Source organism: Bacillus kexueae, assembly GCF_022809095.1.
Classification (GTDB): Bacteria; Bacillota; Bacilli; order Bacillales; family Aeribacillaceae; genus Bacillus_BZ; species Bacillus_BZ kexueae.
Genome location: NZ_JALAZE010000002.1, coordinates 267,945 through 286,266, shown reverse-complemented (window position 1 = coordinate 286,266; position 18,322 = coordinate 267,945). Strand labels below are relative to the sequence as shown.

General features: G+C 36.1%; 19 protein-coding genes, 1 pseudogene and 1 other annotated feature (1 of these 21 running past the window's edge). Of the genes and pseudogenes, 1 reads left to right on the top strand and 19 read right to left on the bottom strand.

Annotated elements, in window-relative coordinates; translation table 11 throughout:
* Position 1 precedes the first annotated feature (1 nt).
* The 5 genes from minC to ML543_RS05610 all read right to left on the bottom strand — a co-directional run bounded on the left by minC (position 2) and on the right by ML543_RS05610 (position 4,438).
* Entirely contained in the window at positions 2-694 is a 693-nt protein-coding gene (gene minC, locus ML543_RS05630) for a septum site-determining protein MinC (RefSeq protein ID WP_341482344.1), read from the bottom strand.
* 56 nt (positions 695-750) lie between these two features.
* Positions 751-1,272 carry a rod shape-determining protein MreD gene (gene mreD / locus ML543_RS05625; RefSeq protein WP_243386170.1) on the bottom strand — a complete coding sequence of 174 codons (522 nt, stop codon included), beginning with the start codon at positions 1,270-1,272 and terminating at the stop codon, positions 751-753.
* On the bottom strand, positions 1,269-2,150 hold the full coding sequence (mreC, locus tag ML543_RS05620) for a rod shape-determining protein MreC (protein WP_243386169.1): 882 nt from the start codon (positions 2,148-2,150) through the stop codon (positions 1,269-1,271). Before mreC ends, mreD begins: the two co-directional genes overlap by 4 nt.
* Before the next feature lie 15 nt (positions 2,151-2,165).
* Positions 2,166-3,188: a rod shape-determining protein gene (locus tag ML543_RS05615; protein ID WP_243386168.1), complete on the bottom strand. Its 1,023-nt coding sequence runs from the start codon at positions 3,186-3,188 to the stop codon at positions 2,166-2,168.
* A 284-nt stretch (positions 3,189-3,472) separates the two neighbouring features.
* Complete coding sequence (locus ML543_RS05610; RefSeq protein ID WP_243386167.1) at positions 3,473-4,438, bottom strand: AraC family transcriptional regulator; 966 nt, start codon at positions 4,436-4,438, stop codon at positions 3,473-3,475.
* 106 nt (positions 4,439-4,544) lie between these two features.
* On the opposite strand from ML543_RS05610, the gene ML543_RS05605 reads away from it, so the two are divergent.
* On the top strand, positions 4,545-5,483 hold the full coding sequence (locus ML543_RS05605) for a DMT family transporter (protein WP_243386166.1): 939 nt from the start codon (positions 4,545-4,547) through the stop codon (positions 5,481-5,483).
* 526 nt (positions 5,484-6,009) lie between these two features.
* On the opposite strand, the gene ML543_RS05600 is transcribed toward ML543_RS05605, so the two are convergent.
* The 14 genes and pseudogenes from ML543_RS05600 to ML543_RS05540 all read right to left on the bottom strand — a co-directional run bounded on the left by ML543_RS05600 (position 6,010) and on the right by ML543_RS05540 (position 18,273).
* Positions 6,010-6,336, bottom strand: coding sequence for a hypothetical protein (locus tag ML543_RS05600; protein WP_243386165.1), 327 nt, complete (start codon positions 6,334-6,336; stop codon positions 6,010-6,012).
* 308 nt (positions 6,337-6,644) lie between these two features.
* Positions 6,645-7,052 carry a CDI toxin immunity protein gene (locus tag ML543_RS05595; RefSeq protein WP_243386164.1) on the bottom strand — a complete coding sequence of 136 codons (408 nt, stop codon included), beginning with the start codon at positions 7,050-7,052 and terminating at the stop codon, positions 6,645-6,647.
* Positions 7,053-7,212: 160 nt separating this feature from the next.
* A complete protein-coding gene (locus tag ML543_RS05590) occupies positions 7,213-7,833 on the bottom strand; it encodes a hypothetical protein (RefSeq protein ID WP_243386163.1) in 621 nt (206 codons plus the stop codon).
* 49 nt (positions 7,834-7,882) lie between these two features.
* Positions 7,883-8,032 (bottom strand): hypothetical protein, encoded by a 150-nt coding sequence (locus ML543_RS05585; RefSeq protein WP_243386162.1) that lies wholly within the window; start codon positions 8,030-8,032, stop codon positions 7,883-7,885.
* An 851-nt stretch (positions 8,033-8,883) separates the two neighbouring features.
* Positions 8,884-8,982: pseudogene (locus tag ML543_RS05580) on the bottom strand (JAB domain-containing protein); the annotation flags it as partial.
* Positions 8,983-9,312: 330 nt separating this feature from the next.
* Entirely contained in the window at positions 9,313-9,618 is a 306-nt protein-coding gene (locus tag ML543_RS05575) for a hypothetical protein (protein WP_243386161.1), read from the bottom strand.
* 16 nt (positions 9,619-9,634) lie between these two features.
* Entirely contained in the window at positions 9,635-10,096 is a 462-nt protein-coding gene (locus ML543_RS05570) for a hypothetical protein (protein ID WP_243386160.1), read from the bottom strand.
* Between the two features lie 211 nt (positions 10,097-10,307).
* On the bottom strand, positions 10,308-10,445 hold the full coding sequence (locus tag ML543_RS17125; protein WP_419095346.1) for a peptidoglycan-binding domain-containing protein: 138 nt from the start codon (positions 10,443-10,445) through the stop codon (positions 10,308-10,310).
* 69 nt (positions 10,446-10,514) lie between these two features.
* Positions 10,515-11,036, bottom strand: a complete 522-nt coding sequence (locus tag ML543_RS05565; protein WP_243386159.1) for a peptidoglycan-binding domain-containing protein — start codon at positions 11,034-11,036, stop codon at positions 10,515-10,517.
* 353 nt (positions 11,037-11,389) lie between these two features.
* Positions 11,390-12,079, bottom strand: coding sequence for a RadC family protein (radC, locus tag ML543_RS05560; protein WP_243386158.1), 690 nt, complete (start codon positions 12,077-12,079; stop codon positions 11,390-11,392).
* A gap of 63 nt (positions 12,080-12,142) precedes the next feature.
* The gene (locus ML543_RS05555; RefSeq protein ID WP_243386157.1) at positions 12,143-12,715 is read right to left on the bottom strand and encodes a Maf family protein; all 573 of its coding nucleotides are present in this window, start codon (positions 12,713-12,715) and stop codon (positions 12,143-12,145) included.
* A gap of 222 nt (positions 12,716-12,937) precedes the next feature.
* The gene (locus ML543_RS05550; protein ID WP_243386156.1) at positions 12,938-13,912 is read right to left on the bottom strand and encodes a hypothetical protein; all 975 of its coding nucleotides are present in this window, start codon (positions 13,910-13,912) and stop codon (positions 12,938-12,940) included.
* Positions 13,913-14,294: 382 nt separating this feature from the next.
* Positions 14,295-15,578: a bifunctional folylpolyglutamate synthase/dihydrofolate synthase gene (locus ML543_RS05545; protein ID WP_243386155.1), complete on the bottom strand. Its 1,284-nt coding sequence runs from the start codon at positions 15,576-15,578 to the stop codon at positions 14,295-14,297.
* 58 nt (positions 15,579-15,636) lie between these two features.
* Positions 15,637-18,273 carry a valine--tRNA ligase gene (locus ML543_RS05540; protein ID WP_279326565.1) on the bottom strand — a complete coding sequence of 879 codons (2,637 nt, stop codon included), beginning with the start codon at positions 18,271-18,273 and terminating at the stop codon, positions 15,637-15,639.
* A gap of 47 nt (positions 18,274-18,320) precedes the next feature.
* Positions 18,321-18,322 (bottom strand) — a binding site (T-box leader); it runs 223 nt beyond the window's last position.

Sequence of the window (18,322 nt, the reverse complement as noted above, 5' to 3'; positions counted from 1 at the left end):
TTCATTCCCCCTCAAACCTAGATAAATTGGGTCTAAGATGTGATAGTTGCTGTACTCGATCGATGACAATCGTATCATTCTCATCTATGTACGCGCATTCCATCGTTCCGTTTCCTTCGTTGCTAATTTCTTGAAGAGTAGACAATAATACATCTGAAATGCGAAGTTGAAGCGGATCCATAGACGACGCTGCAATGATGGCATCTCGATTTCCTTCAGTACCAGCATGCGCGCTCCCCTTCAATGATCCCATTATAAAAATGTTTCCGCTTGCCATGACGGTTCCACCTGGGTTCACATCTCCGATTAGTAGCAAATCCCCACTTACTTTTAGAACTTGTCCAGAACGAATAATTTTAGCGACTGAAACAATTTCCGTTTCCTTTTTCCATCTTTCGGCCTCTTCTTTTGTCATGACATTTGAATCAATGGATTGAACGAATAAATTTCTCTTTTTACGAATTAGTATTTTTAACCGTTCTTCTTGTTGTTCTGTTAAATATCGATTTCCAACCTTCAGGACGACACCGATTAATGGACTATCTTCTTGAACATACTGACGTTTAGATAATAATATGTCAATCTCCCGCTCAAGATCTTGAAACGAGCACGTATCATCCAAATATAGTGTTAATCCATCCTTTGTTCCTTTAATGGTTACGTAATTTTGTTTTTGAGCTTTCACGATGTTCACCTCAACACAAAAACTATTTCGACATATGCAATGAAAAATCCTTTTCTTAGAATAAATTAATCGTCAATTTGTTCAATCTGTAAGCTCAAAATGAATCGTTTAAATGGATAGATTAACAACAGTGAAACCGTTGCATTTAAAAGTAATGTAGGAACTAGCCGATTCGAAACAAACATGTTAACGGAAAGATCCGTAACGCCAACAGCTGAATAAATCCAAAATGTATAAAATTCCAATACAGAAATTGCAAGCATGCTTAATAAAACGAGTACAAAGGCGTTGTTATGAAATGCTCTCAACGCCCATCTCGTTAAAAAAGCTAAAACGGGATAGGAAAACGTGTATACCCCGATGACCTCCGTATAGACAACATCATATAAAAATCCGAACAATACCCCACATAAAATCCCAAAACTTTGGGACGTGTATGCAGTTACAGCAATAATCGCTACGACTAAAAAATGAGGAACGACCGTTTGATCATCAGACAGAAACGGAACCGAAACTAAATCAACAAAAATACTTTCACTGACAAAAGTGGTGAAGATGGCAAACAGAAGAAAAAAACGTTTAATCATTCTTCTTCACCTTCAGCTTCTTCAGAATGAATGGTCGGCATCTCTCGTTTAATAAACATCACATGTTCAATGTCATAAAAATCTGCAGCAGGCTGAATAAAAGCAATTTTGGATAGCCCATACGCATCCGGCTCAACCTTTAACACTTCTCCAATTGGCAACCCTTCTGGGAAGATTCCTCCTAGACCCGACGTCGTTACTCCGTCGCCCTCTTTAATCTCTCTGTCCGTCTCAATAATTTTCATTTCCAATGCTTTTAATTCATCGTCATATCCTTCGATTAAACCGAATACTGCACCGTTTTCCGTTGAAATCAAAGCAGAAATTCGGTTTTCTCGATTTGGCATACTTAGTAATTGAACGGTTGAAGTGAACTGACTTGTACTTTTCACTTTTCCAATTAATCCTTTTGCCGTCATCACCGCCATGTCTTTTTCCACGCCGTGAATGGTTCCTTTATTGATCTTTATCAATTCATTCCATTGATCTGGATTTCGAACATAGACGGTACCTCGAATGACTTCATAATCGCTCAAGTCTTGCTCGTTTTGAATATCTAGCTCTTCCTTCAACTTCTCATTCTCCAATTGTAATTGTTGAATTCGTTCCTCTAGCTGCATATAACTGTTCAATTGGCTTCGTAAAATTTCGTTCTCCTCATATGTATCGAGTAAATTATTTACATTTTCAAAGAAGCCCGCGACATATTGTGCGGGCCTATGAAATACACTTTGGACAAGTCCAATCGTATCTTGAATGAATTCTTCTGGCCAAGAAAGATTTCGATCCTTTTTGAAGGAAAAACCAATCAATGCCACCAACAATATAATACTTACAAGCAAAAGGATTAGACGCTTATTTAATAAAAACTGTGGCATGATTTACACCTCGAATTACCTTTGATCTTTTGCTCGATTTTTGAATAAATGAATGTGGTCTAACGCCTTTCCTGTTCCAATTGCAACACAGTCTAGTGGATTTTCCGCAATTAATACTGGCATATTCGTTTCTTCGCTAATGACCTTATCTAAGTTTCGTAATAATGCACCGCCACCTGTTAAGACAATACCACGGTCCATAATATCCGCTGCTAATTCAGGTGGAGTTTTCTCTAATGTATTTTTCACTGCATCAACAATTGCGTACACTGTATCATGAAGTGCTTCTGCAATCTCCTTAGCTGTAATTTCAATCGTTTTCGGTAAACCCGTCAACAAATCACGGCCGCGAATTTCCATATTTTCGATGCCTTCCGGTGAACCGGCAGATCCTACTTCCATTTTGATTGCTTCTGCTGTACGATCACCGATCATTAAGTTGTACGTTTTACGGATGTAGTTAATAATAGCATCATCCATTTCGTCTCCAGCCACTCGGATAGACTGGCTTGTTACGATTCCACCAAGTGAAATAATTGCCACTTCTGTCGTTCCACCACCGATGTCGACAACCATACTTCCTGTCGGCTCCCAAACTGGTAGATTCGCTCCAATCGCTGCCGCAAATGGTTCTTCAATTGTATAAGCATCTCTAGCACCCGCTTGACGCGTTGCATCGATTACCGCACGCTCTTCTACAGCAGTAATACCAGAAGGAACACACACCATAATATACGGCTTACGTGAAAATAACCCTTTATTTTTCGTCGCCTGCTTTATGTAATATTTCATCATCGTGGCAGTCGTGTCATAATCCGCAATAACCCCATCTTTCATTGGGCGTAGCGCTACAACATTCCCCGGCGTACGACCAATCATATTTTTTGCGTCATTTCCGACTGCAACAATTTGCTTTGTATCCGTTTGTAGCGCCACAACAGATGGCTCGCGCACAACAACACCTTTTCCTTTTACAAACACTAACGTATTCGCAGTTCCTAAGTCTATCCCAAGGTCTCTAGTACCAATTCCAAACATTGAATGTATCTTCCTTTCTCAATCAAATAAACTTTTGTCATCATTTCCGCCTTTACTTACGTTGGCACATGCACAATCATTGAAAAAACGGTATTTATCTATCATAAAAAGTACATTGAATAATCTTTTCTTACAAAACCCATAACCCTTATTATAACGTAAAAAATTCAAAAAAAAAGTGCTTCGAAAATCCTTTTTTATCATTGAAGAACAGATGTCCAGACAAGTTCACATATGATAGACGAAAAGCATAGGAGGATGGTTACATAAATCATAAAATGAATTCAAAAAAATTTTTTAGTATTCGTTCCAAAATATACACTTTCATTCAATAAGTTAGTACAAATCGCTCCTCTATCTGTTCCATCTTCCATTTTATATTTTTTGTATGCTAAAGGTGTCATGTTCATCAACTTTCGAAATTTTTCAATAAAGTAGCTTGTACTATTAAAACCTACTTGATAAGCAACTTCCGTAACATTGGACTCTTCTTGTTGCAGTAAAGCTAAGCTTTGCTGAATTCGATAATCAATAACGTAATTTAATGGTGTAGTTTTTAATATTCGCTTGAAGTAACGACAACACTCAGACCGACTTAATTGACCAGCTCTTGCAATGTCCTCTAATGTGATTTTCTCAGCATAATGAAGATGTATAAAACTTAACATTTGCCTCATTCGCTGACTCTTTACCATTTCCTTCTGAACGTATTCAGGTTGAAAACGATTAAAGAGTAAGTTCTTCCAGATGAACGTTAGTTGAATGTTTATATCAATTTCAAAATATTGCGGTTTACGCTCAAGCAACTGTTTTATTTTTAACATAGCATCGATTATATTTCTCCCCCAAAGCTCTTTCGCATCTATATAAACATAAGGTAAATTAGTTGCTTGAATATAAGGGGTTACATAAGTTGTGAAGAGTTCTTGTGACAAAAGGAAATGAGGAGACACATTTAAGCAAATATATACACAGCCCGTTTGTTTCTCATCTTCCGCCATGTGTAGGCAGCCGCTATTAATAAATAGCCCTTCTCCTTTTCGTACTTCAATTCGCTCCTCATTAATTTGAAAGACCGCTTCCCCTTTCTGGATCAAAACAAATTGAATCTCCTCATGCCAATGCAGGGGAATATAGCCATGTATATTTTGTTGAATCGTAGTTTCATAACATGCCATTGGTAACTCAACGGTACGATGTTGCGTTAGCTCTTTTAAGCCTTCATTAACCTTGAAATTTTTTATTTGCAAATAATCACCTCAATATATTTATATTTTTTCATCCAATTTAAGTATTTCTCAAACAATTTTTCAATTATTATATCACTATTATTATATTTAAGAAGGAGCATTGAACATGAAAAGACCTACTAGAAGAACCGGATTATTTCTCGTAATTACAGGAGCTCTGTTTTGGGGTGTTGGGGGAACAGTTAGTCAAAAACTCTTTCAACAATACGAAATCGATGTAAATTGGCTTGTAACGACACGATTGCTAATAGCTGGTATCTTACTCTTAACTGTTCAATTTTTTTGGAAAGATCGTTCTCAAGTTTTTGGTGCCTGGAAAAATCGAAAAACGGCTGTCCAACTCATTATTTTCGGATTATTCGGCATGCTTGCGGTTCAATACACCTATATGGCATCTATTAAATATGGTAATGCTGCGGTAGCGACACTATTGCAATACTTAGCTCCAGTCATGATAATCATTTACTTAATTTTACGTAAACAATCTGTGCTAACAAGACAAGATTTATTAACTGCCTCGCTAGCTTTAGGCGGTTGCTATTTCTTATTAACAAACGGCTCAATCTCTGATCTATCTGTTCCAGCACCTGCCATAGTTTGGGGTGTATTATCTGGACTAGCGTTAGCATTTTACACCTTATATGCAGTCCCTCTTCTTAAACAATATGATTCCCTTGTCATCATAGGGTGGGCAATGGTTATCGGAGGCTTTACACTAAGCTTTATCCATCCACCTTGGCAAATGGAATTCACCGGTTTAACAATAGATGCCTATTTATCCTTAGTTTTTGTTATCATTTTTGGTACTATGATTGCATTCTGGTTTTATATCGAGAGTTTACAGAGTCTTTCTCCAAAAGAAACGAGCCTGTTAGGGAGTTTAGAACCTCTAGCAGCAGTTTTAACAACAGTCTTTTGGCTAAAAGAACCATTCGGATTTTTTCAATGGATTGGTGCAGCTTGTATTATTGGAATGATTATATTACTAGCATTAAATAAAAAATCTTCATCTCAATCAGAACAAACAAAAGCCTTTCAGAATTAGTCTCTGAAAGGCTTTTAAAAGTACAGTACTAGAAACTACATACGGAGTGGCGGGATGATAGTCTTGTGTGGTAATGACGATGTTTATGACATCTGACTTCTTGGCAGGGAACTCATGCCAGTAGAGGCTCCGTTTTAAGTTTTGGCATATTTCTACTGTTTAGCTCATCTTGTTTCAGCTGAGGAGAGTCACTCATAAATGAAAAGTGAAAGACGAACATTTACTGTTGATATTTAGACGCAAGTGGTCAAGTTAAACGAAAATAGAAAAACAACGAGAAATTATTATTAGCGAATATTAATACGAAGACCGTCTAGTAATTTCTTGCTTTCTCAAAAAATTATCTCTTCAATTGAATAATAATCAATTAGATCTGCCTTCATTGACCAATACTCTTCAATATCATTTTTAGTTAGTCTATAAGATTGTTTAGCATTGTACATCTTTAAAAAACCTGCCAGTGAATCATATGCTAAAAAGACCCTCTCCTCATCTTCAAAAGTAAGTTTGATTCCAATATCATTTTTTATATCCCATTTTTTTCATCTCTAGACCAAGATACTGTATTACGAATAACAGTTACAGAATGAATAACTTTCTCTATCAATTCTTCATGTAAGCCCTTTATAGAAGATAGAGATTTTCCAACCGTTAAACAAGGATATTCATCGCCATCTGAATTCAATTTCTGTAAGTTCTTTATCACCACACTCCCCCCAGATGTTTCTAGATTAAGGTTTAATGCAAAATCACCTACTTCTTCAAATAAAATTTTAGTTAATACCTTTCCTTTCAAACCTCTTAACAAAGTCAGCTCTTCTTCTTTTAAAGTATCAACAAATTGATATCTCATTTTTTATGACTCTCCACTATCTTTAAAATGAATATAGTGTTTGGTATTTTACGATTTTTGTACCTATATTGCTAATTGGACTATCTAGCAATAATTTCCCATGTTTAAAATAAAATAAGTTCAGGTGAGAAAGAAGTTTATCAGCAAATAGTACCCTTTTACCAAGATCAAGAAAGGCAATGGATCTGTAAATTTGATTTCTCTTCCCACAATTTTCATTTACTATTTTTTACTTTTCCAAAGAATTCTTCACCTTGTTCATAAGATTAACGGGATGTACTAACAATTTATATAACATTTCCCAAACTTTATTTACTTTCTGTAATACCAACTGTTATTTCTCCATCATGGAAAAATTCTATTACATAACCTTCATTTTCACAAAGCATAAATGTATCTGATCCCACAGCTATTACATCTTCAATTACATTTAGTGCTTCCTTCAGATTAGTTCTAATTCCTGAAATTTCAGTGTAATTCCATAATATTATGACTTCATCATTATATATTCCCATGTTCTTTAACCATTCACCAATATCGTTTAAATCAGAGATTTTCTTTTTCCTACTAATCTTGTCCCAATCAATTCGAGCCCAGGGTAAAACAGGAAATAAATCACATAAACGATCAAAATAACTTTCCGTTGATTTATCTGATAAAATCTCTAAATTTTCTTCTCCTATCGCATTAATACATTCCTCAAATAATGTCATCATTGTCAACTCTATATATTCAAATGTTTTAAAAGAGATTCAAATATCTTTTCGTCACCTTTAATAATAAATTGTGTAACACACCAGAGTTCAACTTTCAAGGATACTGTAAAAACAACATCCTTCGAGGTATTATATTTAGAACAAACGAACACGGCACTTTCTATTCGCTTTTTCTTCGTATCCTTTTTAAAATTGGTTTAAAATTAACTGCTACTAATAAACAGATGATAATTAGTAATAATGTTGAAGGCAAGGTCAAATAATCGAAAAATGTCAATTTCCTAAAATGTGATTCAATGCCCTTTTCTTTCATTATTTGGTCTATTTCCATATATAATTCTTCTTGGCTAGGAGGGTTGTTAATATATTTCTTGTTTGATTCAATAATATTATTTTTATACTGTTCAATATCCTCCTCTGAAAGTTTTCTTCCCCTTGCATCATCATATACATGGGCTTCTTTTCCAAATATCAAATCACTAACAAAAATGTCGTAATACAAATCTGTATCACTTTCTACCATTGTTGCAAGGCTTTCCTCACTAATTTCTTTTTTTCCATCGTATTGAATCGTTTTTGTTGATCCAACCGTTACCTGTGGATCTTCTCCAGGTCTATCAACAACTTTTAAATAATACGCTTTTACCGTATGTGTTTCAGAAAAATATACGACATCTAGAAGAACTTTACGAATTATTACTTCTTCCAACATGTTAGCGGAAGCTTTACTTGTAAGTCCAAAAGAAATGCATAAAAAGAGCAATATAAAATGTTTCTTCATTGGTGACTCCCCCCCTTCATGAAGTGTCCTCTCCATATCCTAAAAAATTTCAACTTCCTTGACGTGTAACCAATCTTTCAGGCTCATCATCTCTAAATAATGTAATCATATCATCAAATTCATGATTGTCTATAGATTGATTATAATAGCTATCGACAAAGTATTTTAATGTACTAAATTTAACTTCTATTTCTTTCACTCTAATCACCACTTTGGATTAGATGTAAGGATGTAGAAACCATAAGGCGAATTTGAATCCCAAGTCAGTAAAGGTATTTCTTAAAACTGTAATCTATTTTGCTCCTTTTTTTATTCCTCTTCCGACGGAATGCTTATATTTATAGTTTAGTTTTAAAATATTACTATCTGAATTCAGTAACCAATTAGCAATTTTTTCAGCATTCGCTTTAACCCTCTCACATTTGTAGCTGTTGTTTTATTACTATAGGTTGAAACATCATTTCTCTTTCAATGCATACGTTTAATAAGATCTGAGTTACTTCAAGAAACTTGTTTTGAAATCGTATGCTCCTTTCCTTCAGAATAATTCAGCTTTACCCACATTATATCCAACTTGGTTTAACATTTCTTAAAGTTGTTTAACATAAGTTCCCTTGCTCCCATACCTTAAAGTTTGTCCTTTCCAAATGGTATTGGAAGGATACGTTACTCTACAACCTGCATCAACTACTAACACACTGTTCTCTCCTTTTTTCATTTTTTAGCATTTTTACCCTTTACCTTAATCAGTCATAATACATAAATTTTTAGGTTTTTCATTTTCTAAAAATACAAATAATACACAACCCTACCTTTATAGGGAACTATAAAAATATATTCCTATAGGAAAAGTAAATTCTCCATCAAGACAAGTATGGAATTCAACATCCAACCTTCTTTATGTGTAGCTGTAGATAAGTATGAGTCTGGTTGGAAAGAAAACTCCAACGAGATTGCTAAAAAATTTACAACTTAGATTTTCACAATTCACAAACTTCTTATCACATAATTAAAGACCCTCCTACAACGAGGATGGGTCCAATTTTAAACTTATAAATATCCCTTCTCTTTTAAACTGACAAACTTATGTTCTCCGATGATAATATGGTCCAGCATTTCAATTCCGATTAGCTTTCCGCATTCGGCAAGATAATAATCTACACCTAGTGAAACATTTCTTATAATATAGCTATCAAATTCGCTAGCTAAAATCCTTGATGGGAGAAAAAATGACAATAATGTAATAAAGATTAATAATAGCTTTCTCTCAAAGTTTCTTAATAGTTTATTGAAATATGTAAACCAATTTGTTCCATATATAATATGAAAAGAACTACAGATGTTAATCAAATGCTACATTTAGTTTTAAGGTATAGGTAAGTAATTTTACCTATGATATAAAAGGGTTCTAAGCTGTAAAAATAAAGAGCTTACTCTTTTCAAAATTAGAAAGATTTTAGAGCCAGCCTTTACAGATTATTAAATATTTAAGTTTGTTTTAATGATTCTCCTTACAACTTTCCAAAAACCATTTTGAACCATTATTATCTTATGATTGTCATGTATCTCATTAATAACATGTCTTAATGAGAATCCTTGATACTTTAAAACCACTTTGGAAGAATCTATTGTTGCCCCCTTTAAAACCCATGCTGTTGGACCCAAAAGTTTACCATTTGTCAGATAAAATAATGAACCATCCTCACAAGTTAATATATCCCATTCTCGAGGAATATAATTACTAATATCGAATAATTCTGATAAAACATCTTTATTGTTCTCCATTATTGATACACCTATTTTAGAATTTGTTCTCTATGAACCTAATTAATGTATAAAAAGTTATAGGTCCAAGTATAAAAAACAAAATGAAAATAAACGTCCTTATTATTTTTTGTTCGAGGGAATAATTATTATCATCAAAGAAAGTTCCATATGTTGTATATGAAATACCTATAAATGAAAAAGCTATTAGTGTATATTTTATTTGTTTAAACATACGTTCTCCTCCAACTGACGCAATGGAAAAGTCAGCACCTAATTCCACTTCCATTCCTTTAATAGAAAAGCTCTTTTTAACGTCAAATTTAAGTATTGAAGCCGTCGCCCCCACTACTTTTTCCTTCCCATAGTAAGCATTTAAAGTTGCATTCCCTAATACAACACTTCCATTTATATGATCATTTTTAAACCCTGCTTCTACAATTGAAGCACTAGCAGCTACTCCATCAGTTAGATTATAAGCTACACCACCTTTTAACACCTCTCCATAAAATCCTTTAAGATCCTTAACTCTTAAAAATATATAATCTCTACCTTCAAAGAATTTTTTTCTACAATTATGCCACTATTAATTTTTAAAGCTGTTAAAGTTTCCTTTGTTGAGGTAAATGTATCTAATGAATACATCAGTTTATCTCTTACCATTTTGTCTAACTTAGAAAATGTATTACTTCCAGCAAGCCCATCCACTTTCAATCCTTGATTTTTTGAAATGCCTTGACTGCGGCTTCTGTTTTCGAACCATATATACCATCAGCAGCTCCGACAATATTTCCGTATCCTGCTACTCTAAGCATACTTTGTAGATCTTTGACGGCTTGTCCTTTCATTCCACGCTTTAAGGTTATTTTACCATTCCATGCCGAGTATACAGAAGTAGTATTATTGGAACTTGAATTTTAATATGCTTTAAGATTGTTGTAAGTATTCGCACCTGCAATACCATCTTGTTTTAAACCTCTAGATTTTTGAAATTTTTTTAGCGCTTCCAAGGTTTGCTTCCCAAAAATCCCATCTACCTTCCCAACGCTATACCCAGCGTTATTAAGCATTGTTTGTAATTCTCTAACTGCATTCCCTTTAGAGCCGTACCTAAGAGTTTGTCCAGACCATTGACTAGAAGCATTTTTTTGAGCTTGTTCTTTTGCTTTGTTCTGTAAATTTTTTATTAGTGCATTATAAGTGTTCTTTCCAGCAATCCCATCTTGTGCCAAGCGATTAGCTCTTTGAAAACTCATAACTGCACTCTTAGTTTTCTTCCCGAATATTCCGTCAGCTTTACCTACATTGTAACCAGCTTGGTTCAACATATCTTGTAGTTGTTTAACATAAGTCCCTCTGCTCCCATACCTTAAAGTTTGTCCTTTCCAAATGGTATTGGAAGGATAAGTTACTCTACAACCTGCATCAACTACTAACACACTGTACTCTCCTTTTTTCATTTTTCAGCATTTTTACCCTTTACCTTAATCAGTCATAATACATAAATTTTTAGGTTTTTCATTTTCTAAAAATACAAATAATACACAACCCTACCTTTATAGGGAACTATAAAAATATATTCCTATAGGAAAAGTAAATTCTCCATCAAGACAAGCATGGAATTCAACATCCAACCTTCTTTATGTGTAGCTGTAGATAAGTATGAGTCTGGTTGGAAAGAAAACTCCAACGAGATCGCTAAAAAATTTACAACTTAGATTTTCACAATTCACAAACTTCTTATCACATAATCAAAGACCCTCCTACAACGAGGATGGGTCCGATTTTAAACTTATAAATATCCCTTCTCTTTTAAACTGACAAACTTATGTTCTCCGATGATAATATGGTCCAGCATTTCAATTCCGATTAGCTTTCCGCATTCGGCAAGGCGCCTTGTCACCTCAATGTCTTCACGGCTTGGAGTCGGGTCTCCTGATGGGTGATTATGAACACATATTAACGACGCAGCCGAACGCTTTAATGCGGATTTAAACACCTCACGTGGATGAACAATGGATGCATTTAAACTTCCAATAAATACGGTTCGCTTTTGAAGCACTTGATTCTTCGTATTTAGATAGATACATACGAAATGTTCTTGAGTTAAAAAGCGCATTTCCTCCATGACATAGTCAGCAGCGTCTTTTGGCGAACGAATTACGTAGCGTTCTTCATATGTGAGTTGATGGATTCGACGTCCAAGTTCAAGAGCGGCCATTATTTGTACTGCCTTCGCTTGGCCAATTCCTTGGATACTCGTGATTTCTTCAACTGTTGCATCTTTCAAAAGGCGGAGCCCGTCAAATTGCTTCAAAAGTTTATTAGCAAGATGGAGGGCAGATTCATTTTTTGTGCCTGTTCGGAGTAAAATAGCAAGTAACTCATGATTGGATAAGCTTTCAGGTCCTTCGTTCATCATCCGTTCACGAGGACGGTCATCCTTTGGGAAGTCACGAATCGACAACGTTTCTACTTTCATATTTGTTCCTCCTTGTGATTCTAGTAACTTCCCCTTCCGGTATAAGTTTTTATAAACAAATTTCTATGATTCAAAAGGAAACTTCATTTCAATTAACGCGCGGTATAGCGCTGCAATAGGTAAGCCAACTACATTGAAGTAGTCCCCTTTAATTTCTTTAACAAAAAGGGATCCGTACCCTTGAATACCGTAAGAACCCGCTTTATCAAACGGTTCATTCGTTTCAATGTACGCTTCAATCTCTTTCATTGTTAAATCATAAAAAGTGACATCTGTTTGTTCATAAAAATTTAAATGCTTTCCATTATGGTGAATGGATACCCCGGTTAAAACTTGGTGGGTCTTTCCTGATAACTGTCTGAGCGTTTCAATTGCTTCTTCTCTTGAAGCTGGTTTTCCAAGAATGGACTGTTCGTAAACGACAACCGTATCAGCACCAATGGTAAAGCAATCTCTGTTTTCTTTTGCAATAGGTAAGGCTTTTTGAAAGGCAAGTGACTGAACTACTTCTTCAGGGGATTGATTTGGTTGTATGATTTCTTCTATGTTACTACTCTTAACGTCAAACGGAATACGTAGACGCTCAAGCAGTTCTTTTCTTCGAGGAGATTGTGATGCAAGGATGAATTTTGACATAGTCTTTCTCCCTTCTTTCTTTAGACGTATCCTTTGAAACATAGACAGAGAGGACGCCAAACTTGAATAAGGATGGATCCTCAGTCTGGTACTTTGTATCTTATCAAAGTTGTCATTTTTATACAATGTAGGAAAATCGAATTTTATCATTCAAAAAAGGTAAATAATTATAACAAATAACTACAAAAAAAAGACTCAGTTTACCTGAGTATAGGGAAAAATTTAATTTTGTAGTTTTCCGTGTTCAGATAGGTAAGAAAGGATTTTTTGCTGAACTTGCCATAGTTGTTCCTTTGTAATACTGTCGTTTTTCAATAGCTCAACGGATTCTTTTAATGGTTCTGGTTGTCCATTTATTCCGTTCAATAGTTCAGTAATTTCCGCTTGTTTTTCATCACTTATCGGACTTTTCGTCTTTAAGGCAGAAGCGGATAGCTCAGCCAATTCTTGAATTAAACGACTCGATTCTTCATCCGCTTGTAACTCAACGGATATTGACTTGTCATAAGCATCTTCACGTATGGCTTCATCTAGAACCACTTGTTTTAACGCCTTTCCCTCTTCTGATGAAGAGGCAACACCAATAAATACAAAAAAACCTTTTTCAGATGCAAATTTTCCTGCTGCATAACCGCTAGTTTTTAACTCGGAAACAACGGAATCTGCTCCAGACTCCTTCGAGTAAATGCCTTCCTGTAATACTACTAAAGGTACGTCGATCGTAGTATTAGGAGAAGGATTAGTGGAACTTTCATTTTCAGTTACTGCCTTTTCTGTGTTCATTGTATTAACCGTTCCATTGACAAGCTGTGAAGGCTCTTTTGAAAAAAATTGTAGAGCGATAAACCCAAACCCTATTCCTATCACCATCGCTAAAAAAATAATGGAAATAAGCTTTTTGATTCCATCTGACTTCTTTTTTGCTGGAACGAAGTATGTGGATGGAGTGTTTTTACGCTTCTTTTTTGACTCATTGATGACAACCTTCGGATCATCAGGCAATACCCAAGAAAAATCTTCTTCCTCTCGTTCTTCCTTTGCTGCAGCAATTTCTTTTTCAGCACTCCGCTTCTCATCCCAGCTCGAAACATTCACCTTAGGCTTTCGTTCATTAAGAGATTTTTTTTCGTCAAACTTCGCTTTGTGATTGACGCCGTTAAATTTTATCACTACCTTTTTAGGCGTTTGCTCGTCCAATTTGACACCACCTTTACGCGTTACCCCTCATTGTTTCCTCTATGCTACCATAAAGCAATTAAAAAATTTGTCGTAATGGAAAGCATACTCTTCTACAAATCTTGACAGGAAAAGTGGGATGTAACACAATGTTGGTATTTATTTTAACGGGGCTATCTGATACGCTCCTTATATAAAGAAAGCGGAGAAAATCAACTCGTTTTTCTCCGCTTGTTTTTGCTCATAATCAAAAAATGCAATGTTTGTACTTTTTTAAAGTTTGTTGTTTTGATTCCTAATCTATTACATGATTTAGAGTCAGTTTTACGCTATGGAAATGAAGCAACTCGACCCTTGTAAGTCCTGCAAAACGTCCGAAATTATTTAAGCTTTTCATAAACCTCTAATTATTTACAAAGAGCTTTCGGACTTCTCCTATAAAGTAAAGTGAACCCGTTATAATCAAAACATCTCCATGTGAGAGCGTTTGCTTCATACGCTCAATTGATTGCACCCAATCTTCTTCGTAAAACTTTAATTTCACATCCGCTTCATCATATAAAGCTTTCGCCTGTTTAGCTCTTGGATTTGCAAAGGATGTAAACATGATACGATGTGCAAATGAAGATAGAATATCTATCATTTCCTTCGTTTCTTTATCTTTCATTGCCGAGAATATGACGTGAACCGTACGATTTGGATAAGATTGTCTAACGGTTTCCTTTAATGCTGTTACCCCTTCTACGTTATGCGCTCCATCGAGCACAATGGTTGGATCTTTAGAAACTTGTTCAAAACGTCCTTTCCAAAACGTTTTTTCAAGCCCTTCTTTAATATGTTTCCTTTCTATTTGGAACGAATAGTAAAAGGTTAAGTAGTTGGCCGCCATCACTGCTAGGATAGCGTTGCTACGTTGGTGTGTACCAGATAATCCAAGTTTCACGTTTTCATATTCATGGAACGGAGTGCGAAAGATGAGACGTTCATTTTGTTCTAAAATGGAAAAATGTTTATTTAACGAATATACTCTCGCCTTCTTTGAAGCAGCTGTTTTTTCAATAATTGAAAGCAAGGATGACGCTTGTACAGCTGTCATAACCGGAACACCACTTTTGATAATCCCGGCTTTTTGGCTTGCAATCTCCTCTAACGACTCTCCTAATATCCCCATATGATCGTGACCAATGGATGTAATAATGGAAATGAGAGGAGAGATGATATTCGTCGAGTCGTATGTACCACCAAGTCCAGTTTCCAGCAAGACAACATCCGGAATATTTACCCGGCCAAAATAATCAAACATCATTGCAGTCATGACTTCAAATTCCGTCGGAGCTCCAAACTCGGTTTGTTCTACTTTTTCCGCAACTGGCTTCACCGTATTTACGAGATGAATAAATTCCTCATCCGAAATAGGCACACCATTTACACTGATGCGTTCATGAATGGTTTCTAACGATGGAGAAGTATATGTGCCGACTACATACCCAGCTTGTTGCAATATTTCGTTTAAAAAGGCAATCGTTGACCCTTTCCCATTCGTACCCGCAACATGGATATATTTAGGACGCCGTTCAGGATGATTCAACAATTCCATCATGACATGCATTCGTTCCAAACCGGGCTTAATTCCAAATTTGAGTCGGGATTGTAACCATTCGTTTGCTTCACGGAAAGTTGTAAACATTTTTCTCCCCTCCTAAATGATGATGAAAAACTCGGAGCCATTGCCCCGAGTTTTCATCTTACCCTTTTAACTCTGAAATACGTTTTAAGACCGCTTCACGCTTTTCAAGATAGTCCTTCTCTTTTGCACGTTCTTCATCCACAACTTTTTGTGGTGCTTTCTTTAAGAAGCCTTCGTTTGATAACTTCTTCTGTACACGTTCCACTTCTTTATTCCATTTATCAAGCTCTTTTTCAAGTCGTTTAATTTCCTCGTCAATATTAATTAAGCCTTCTAACGGCAAGAACAGTTCCGCACCGCTAACAACAGTCGTCATCGCTTTTTCTGGAGCTTGTAAATCTGTATCAATCACTAAGTCACTTGGATTACAGAATCGAACTAAGTAATCTTCGTTACGAACAAGCTGCTCTTTCGTTTCATTCGTATTTGCTTTGATATGAATTTGAATTTGCTTACTCATTGGCGTATTTACTTCTGCTCGGATGTTACGAACAGAACGGATTACTTCCACAAGTAATTTCATTTCGTTCGCAGCTTCACTGAAGATAAACTCTTCACGCACTTTCGGCCATTCAGCTACTGTAATGGACTCTCCTTTATGCGGAAGGTTCTGCCAAATTTCCTCTGTAATAAATGGCATAAACGGATGTAAAAGACGCATTGTTTGATCAAGTACATACGCTAATACTGAACGCGTCGTTTTCTTTTGCGCTTCATCTTCTCCGTAAAGTGGCAACTTCGCCATTTCAATATACCAATCACAGAAATCATCCCAAATGAAGTTGTAAAGAACGCGTCCAACTTCACCAAATTCATATTTATCGGCTAATTTCGTTACACTTTCAATCGTCTCTTGAAGGCGAGTTAAAATCCATTTATCCGCAACAGATTTTTCACCTGTTAAATCGATTTCCTCATACGTTAAGCCATCCATGTTCATTAAAGCAAATCGAGAGGCATTCCAAATTTTGTTCGCAAAGTTCCATACTGCTTCTACTTTTTCAAAGCTGAAACGTAAATCTTGACCAGGTGAGCTACCAGTCGCTAAGAAGTAACGAAGTGAGTCTGCACCATACTTCTCAATTACCTCCATTGGATCGACACCGTTTCCTAATGACTTACTCATTTTACGTCCCTCTGCATCACGAACAAGTCCGTGAATAAGTACGTCTTCGAATGGACGTTTACCAGTGAATTCTAAGCCTTGGAAAATCATACGCGATACCCAGAAGAAAATAATGTCATAACCAGTAACTAACACGTTTGTTGGATAGTAGCGTTTATAATCTTCCGCCTCTACATCTGGCCACCCCATTGTTGAAAAAGGCCATAATGCTGAACTAAACCATGTATCAAGAACGTCTGAATCTTGCTCCCAATTTTCAAGATCAGCTGGCGGTTCGTGATCTACATAAACCTCTCCTGTTTCTTTATGGTACCAAGCTGGAATACGATGGCCCCACCAAAGCTGACGAGAGATACACCAGTCACGAATATTTTCCATCCAATGCAAGTACGTTTTTTCAAATCGTTCAGGGACGAATTGAACCTTCTCTTCTGATTTTTGAAGCTCAATAGCAGCATCCGCTAATGGCTGCATTTTAACAAACCATTGTGTTGATAAATACGGTTCAACGACTGCACCGCTTCGCTCACTATGACCGACAGAATGCATATGCTCTTCAATTTTAAATAAGATGCCTTCCTCTTGTAAGTCTTTCACAATTTGCTTACGGCATTCAAAACGATCCATTCCGTTGTATTTGCCCGCTTTTTCATTCATTGTCCCGTCTTCATGCATTACTAAAATGCGCGCTAAATTGTGACGGTTTCCAATTTCAAAATCGTTCGGATCGTGTGCAGGAGTAATTTTAACAGCACCAGATCCAAACTCCATATCAACGTATTCGTCACCAACGATTGGAATTTCACGACCAGTAATTGGCAACTTCACCATTTTACCAATTAAATGCTTATAACGCTCATCTTCTGGATGAACTGCAACGGCTGTATCCCCAAGCATTGTTTCAGGGCGAGTTGTCGCTACCTCAATATGACCTGAACCGTCTGCTAGCGGATAGCGCATATGGTAAAGGGCACCTTGAACATCTTTGTAAATCACTTCAATATCTGATAAAGCTGTTTTTGTCGCAGGGTCCCAGTTAATGATGTATTCGCCACGATAAATAAGTCCTTTTTTGTATAAAGAGACGAATACTTCACGCACTGCTTTTGAAAGTCCTTCATCCATCGTGAAGCGCTCACGCGAATAGTCTAAACCTAGACCGAGCTTCGACCATTGCTGACGAATATGACCTGCATATTCTTCTTTCCATTTCCATGTCTCTTCTAAGAATTTCTCACGACCTAAATCGTATCGAGATTTCCCTTCCTCACGGAGCTTTGCTTCTACTTTTGCCTGAGTCGCAATTCCAGCATGGTCCATTCCAGGAAGCCATAATACATCATAACCTTGCATACGCTTCATACGCGTTAAAATATCTTGAAGCGTAGTATCCCACGCGTGTCCTAAGTGTAGCTTTCCTGTCACGTTTGGAGGTGGAATTACAATTGTATAAGGCTCCTTACTTTCATCATCTTTTGCTTCAAAAAACTTTCCTTCTAGCCAAAATTGATATCGATCCTTTTCAACTGCATTCGGATCGTACTTCGTGGACATTGTATGTTCACTCATCAAAATGCCTCCCTTTAATCTCAAAAATAAAAAACTCCTTTCATCCGTA

Coding starts and splice junctions, on each gene's coding strand:
- ML543_RS05600 (WP_243386165.1), bottom strand. CDS start 6,336: ATGAGATATCAATTTGTTGATACTTTAAAAGAAGAAGAGCTGACTTTG.
- ML543_RS05575 (WP_243386161.1), bottom strand. CDS start 9,618: ATGGAGAACAATAAAGATGTTTTATCAGAATTATTCGATATTAGTAAT.
- ML543_RS05540 (WP_279326565.1), bottom strand. CDS start 18,273: ATGAGTGAACATACAATGTCCACGAAGTACGATCCGAATGCAGTTGAA.
- mreC (WP_243386169.1), bottom strand. CDS start 2,150: ATGCCACAGTTTTTATTAAATAAGCGTCTAATCCTTTTGCTTGTAAGT.
- ML543_RS17125 (WP_419095346.1), bottom strand. CDS start 10,445: ATGAAAGGACAAGCCGTCAAAGATCTACAAAGTATGCTTAGAGTAGCA.
- ML543_RS05615 (WP_243386168.1), bottom strand. CDS start 3,188: ATGTTTGGAATTGGTACTAGAGACCTTGGGATAGACTTAGGAACTGCG.
- ML543_RS05545 (WP_243386155.1), bottom strand. CDS start 15,578: ATGTTTACAACTTTCCGTGAAGCAAACGAATGGTTACAATCCCGACTC.
- ML543_RS05590 (WP_243386163.1), bottom strand. CDS start 7,833: ATGAAGAAACATTTTATATTGCTCTTTTTATGCATTTCTTTTGGACTT.
- radC (WP_243386158.1), bottom strand. CDS start 12,079: ATGAAAGTAGAAACGTTGTCGATTCGTGACTTCCCAAAGGATGACCGT.
- mreD (WP_243386170.1), bottom strand. CDS start 1,272: ATGATTAAACGTTTTTTTCTTCTGTTTGCCATCTTCACCACTTTTGTC.
- ML543_RS05605 (WP_243386166.1), top strand. CDS start 4,545: ATGAAAAGACCTACTAGAAGAACCGGATTATTTCTCGTAATTACAGGA.
- ML543_RS05555 (WP_243386157.1), bottom strand. CDS start 12,715: ATGTCAAAATTCATCCTTGCATCACAATCTCCTCGAAGAAAAGAACTG.
- ML543_RS05595 (WP_243386164.1), bottom strand. CDS start 7,052: ATGATGACATTATTTGAGGAATGTATTAATGCGATAGGAGAAGAAAAT.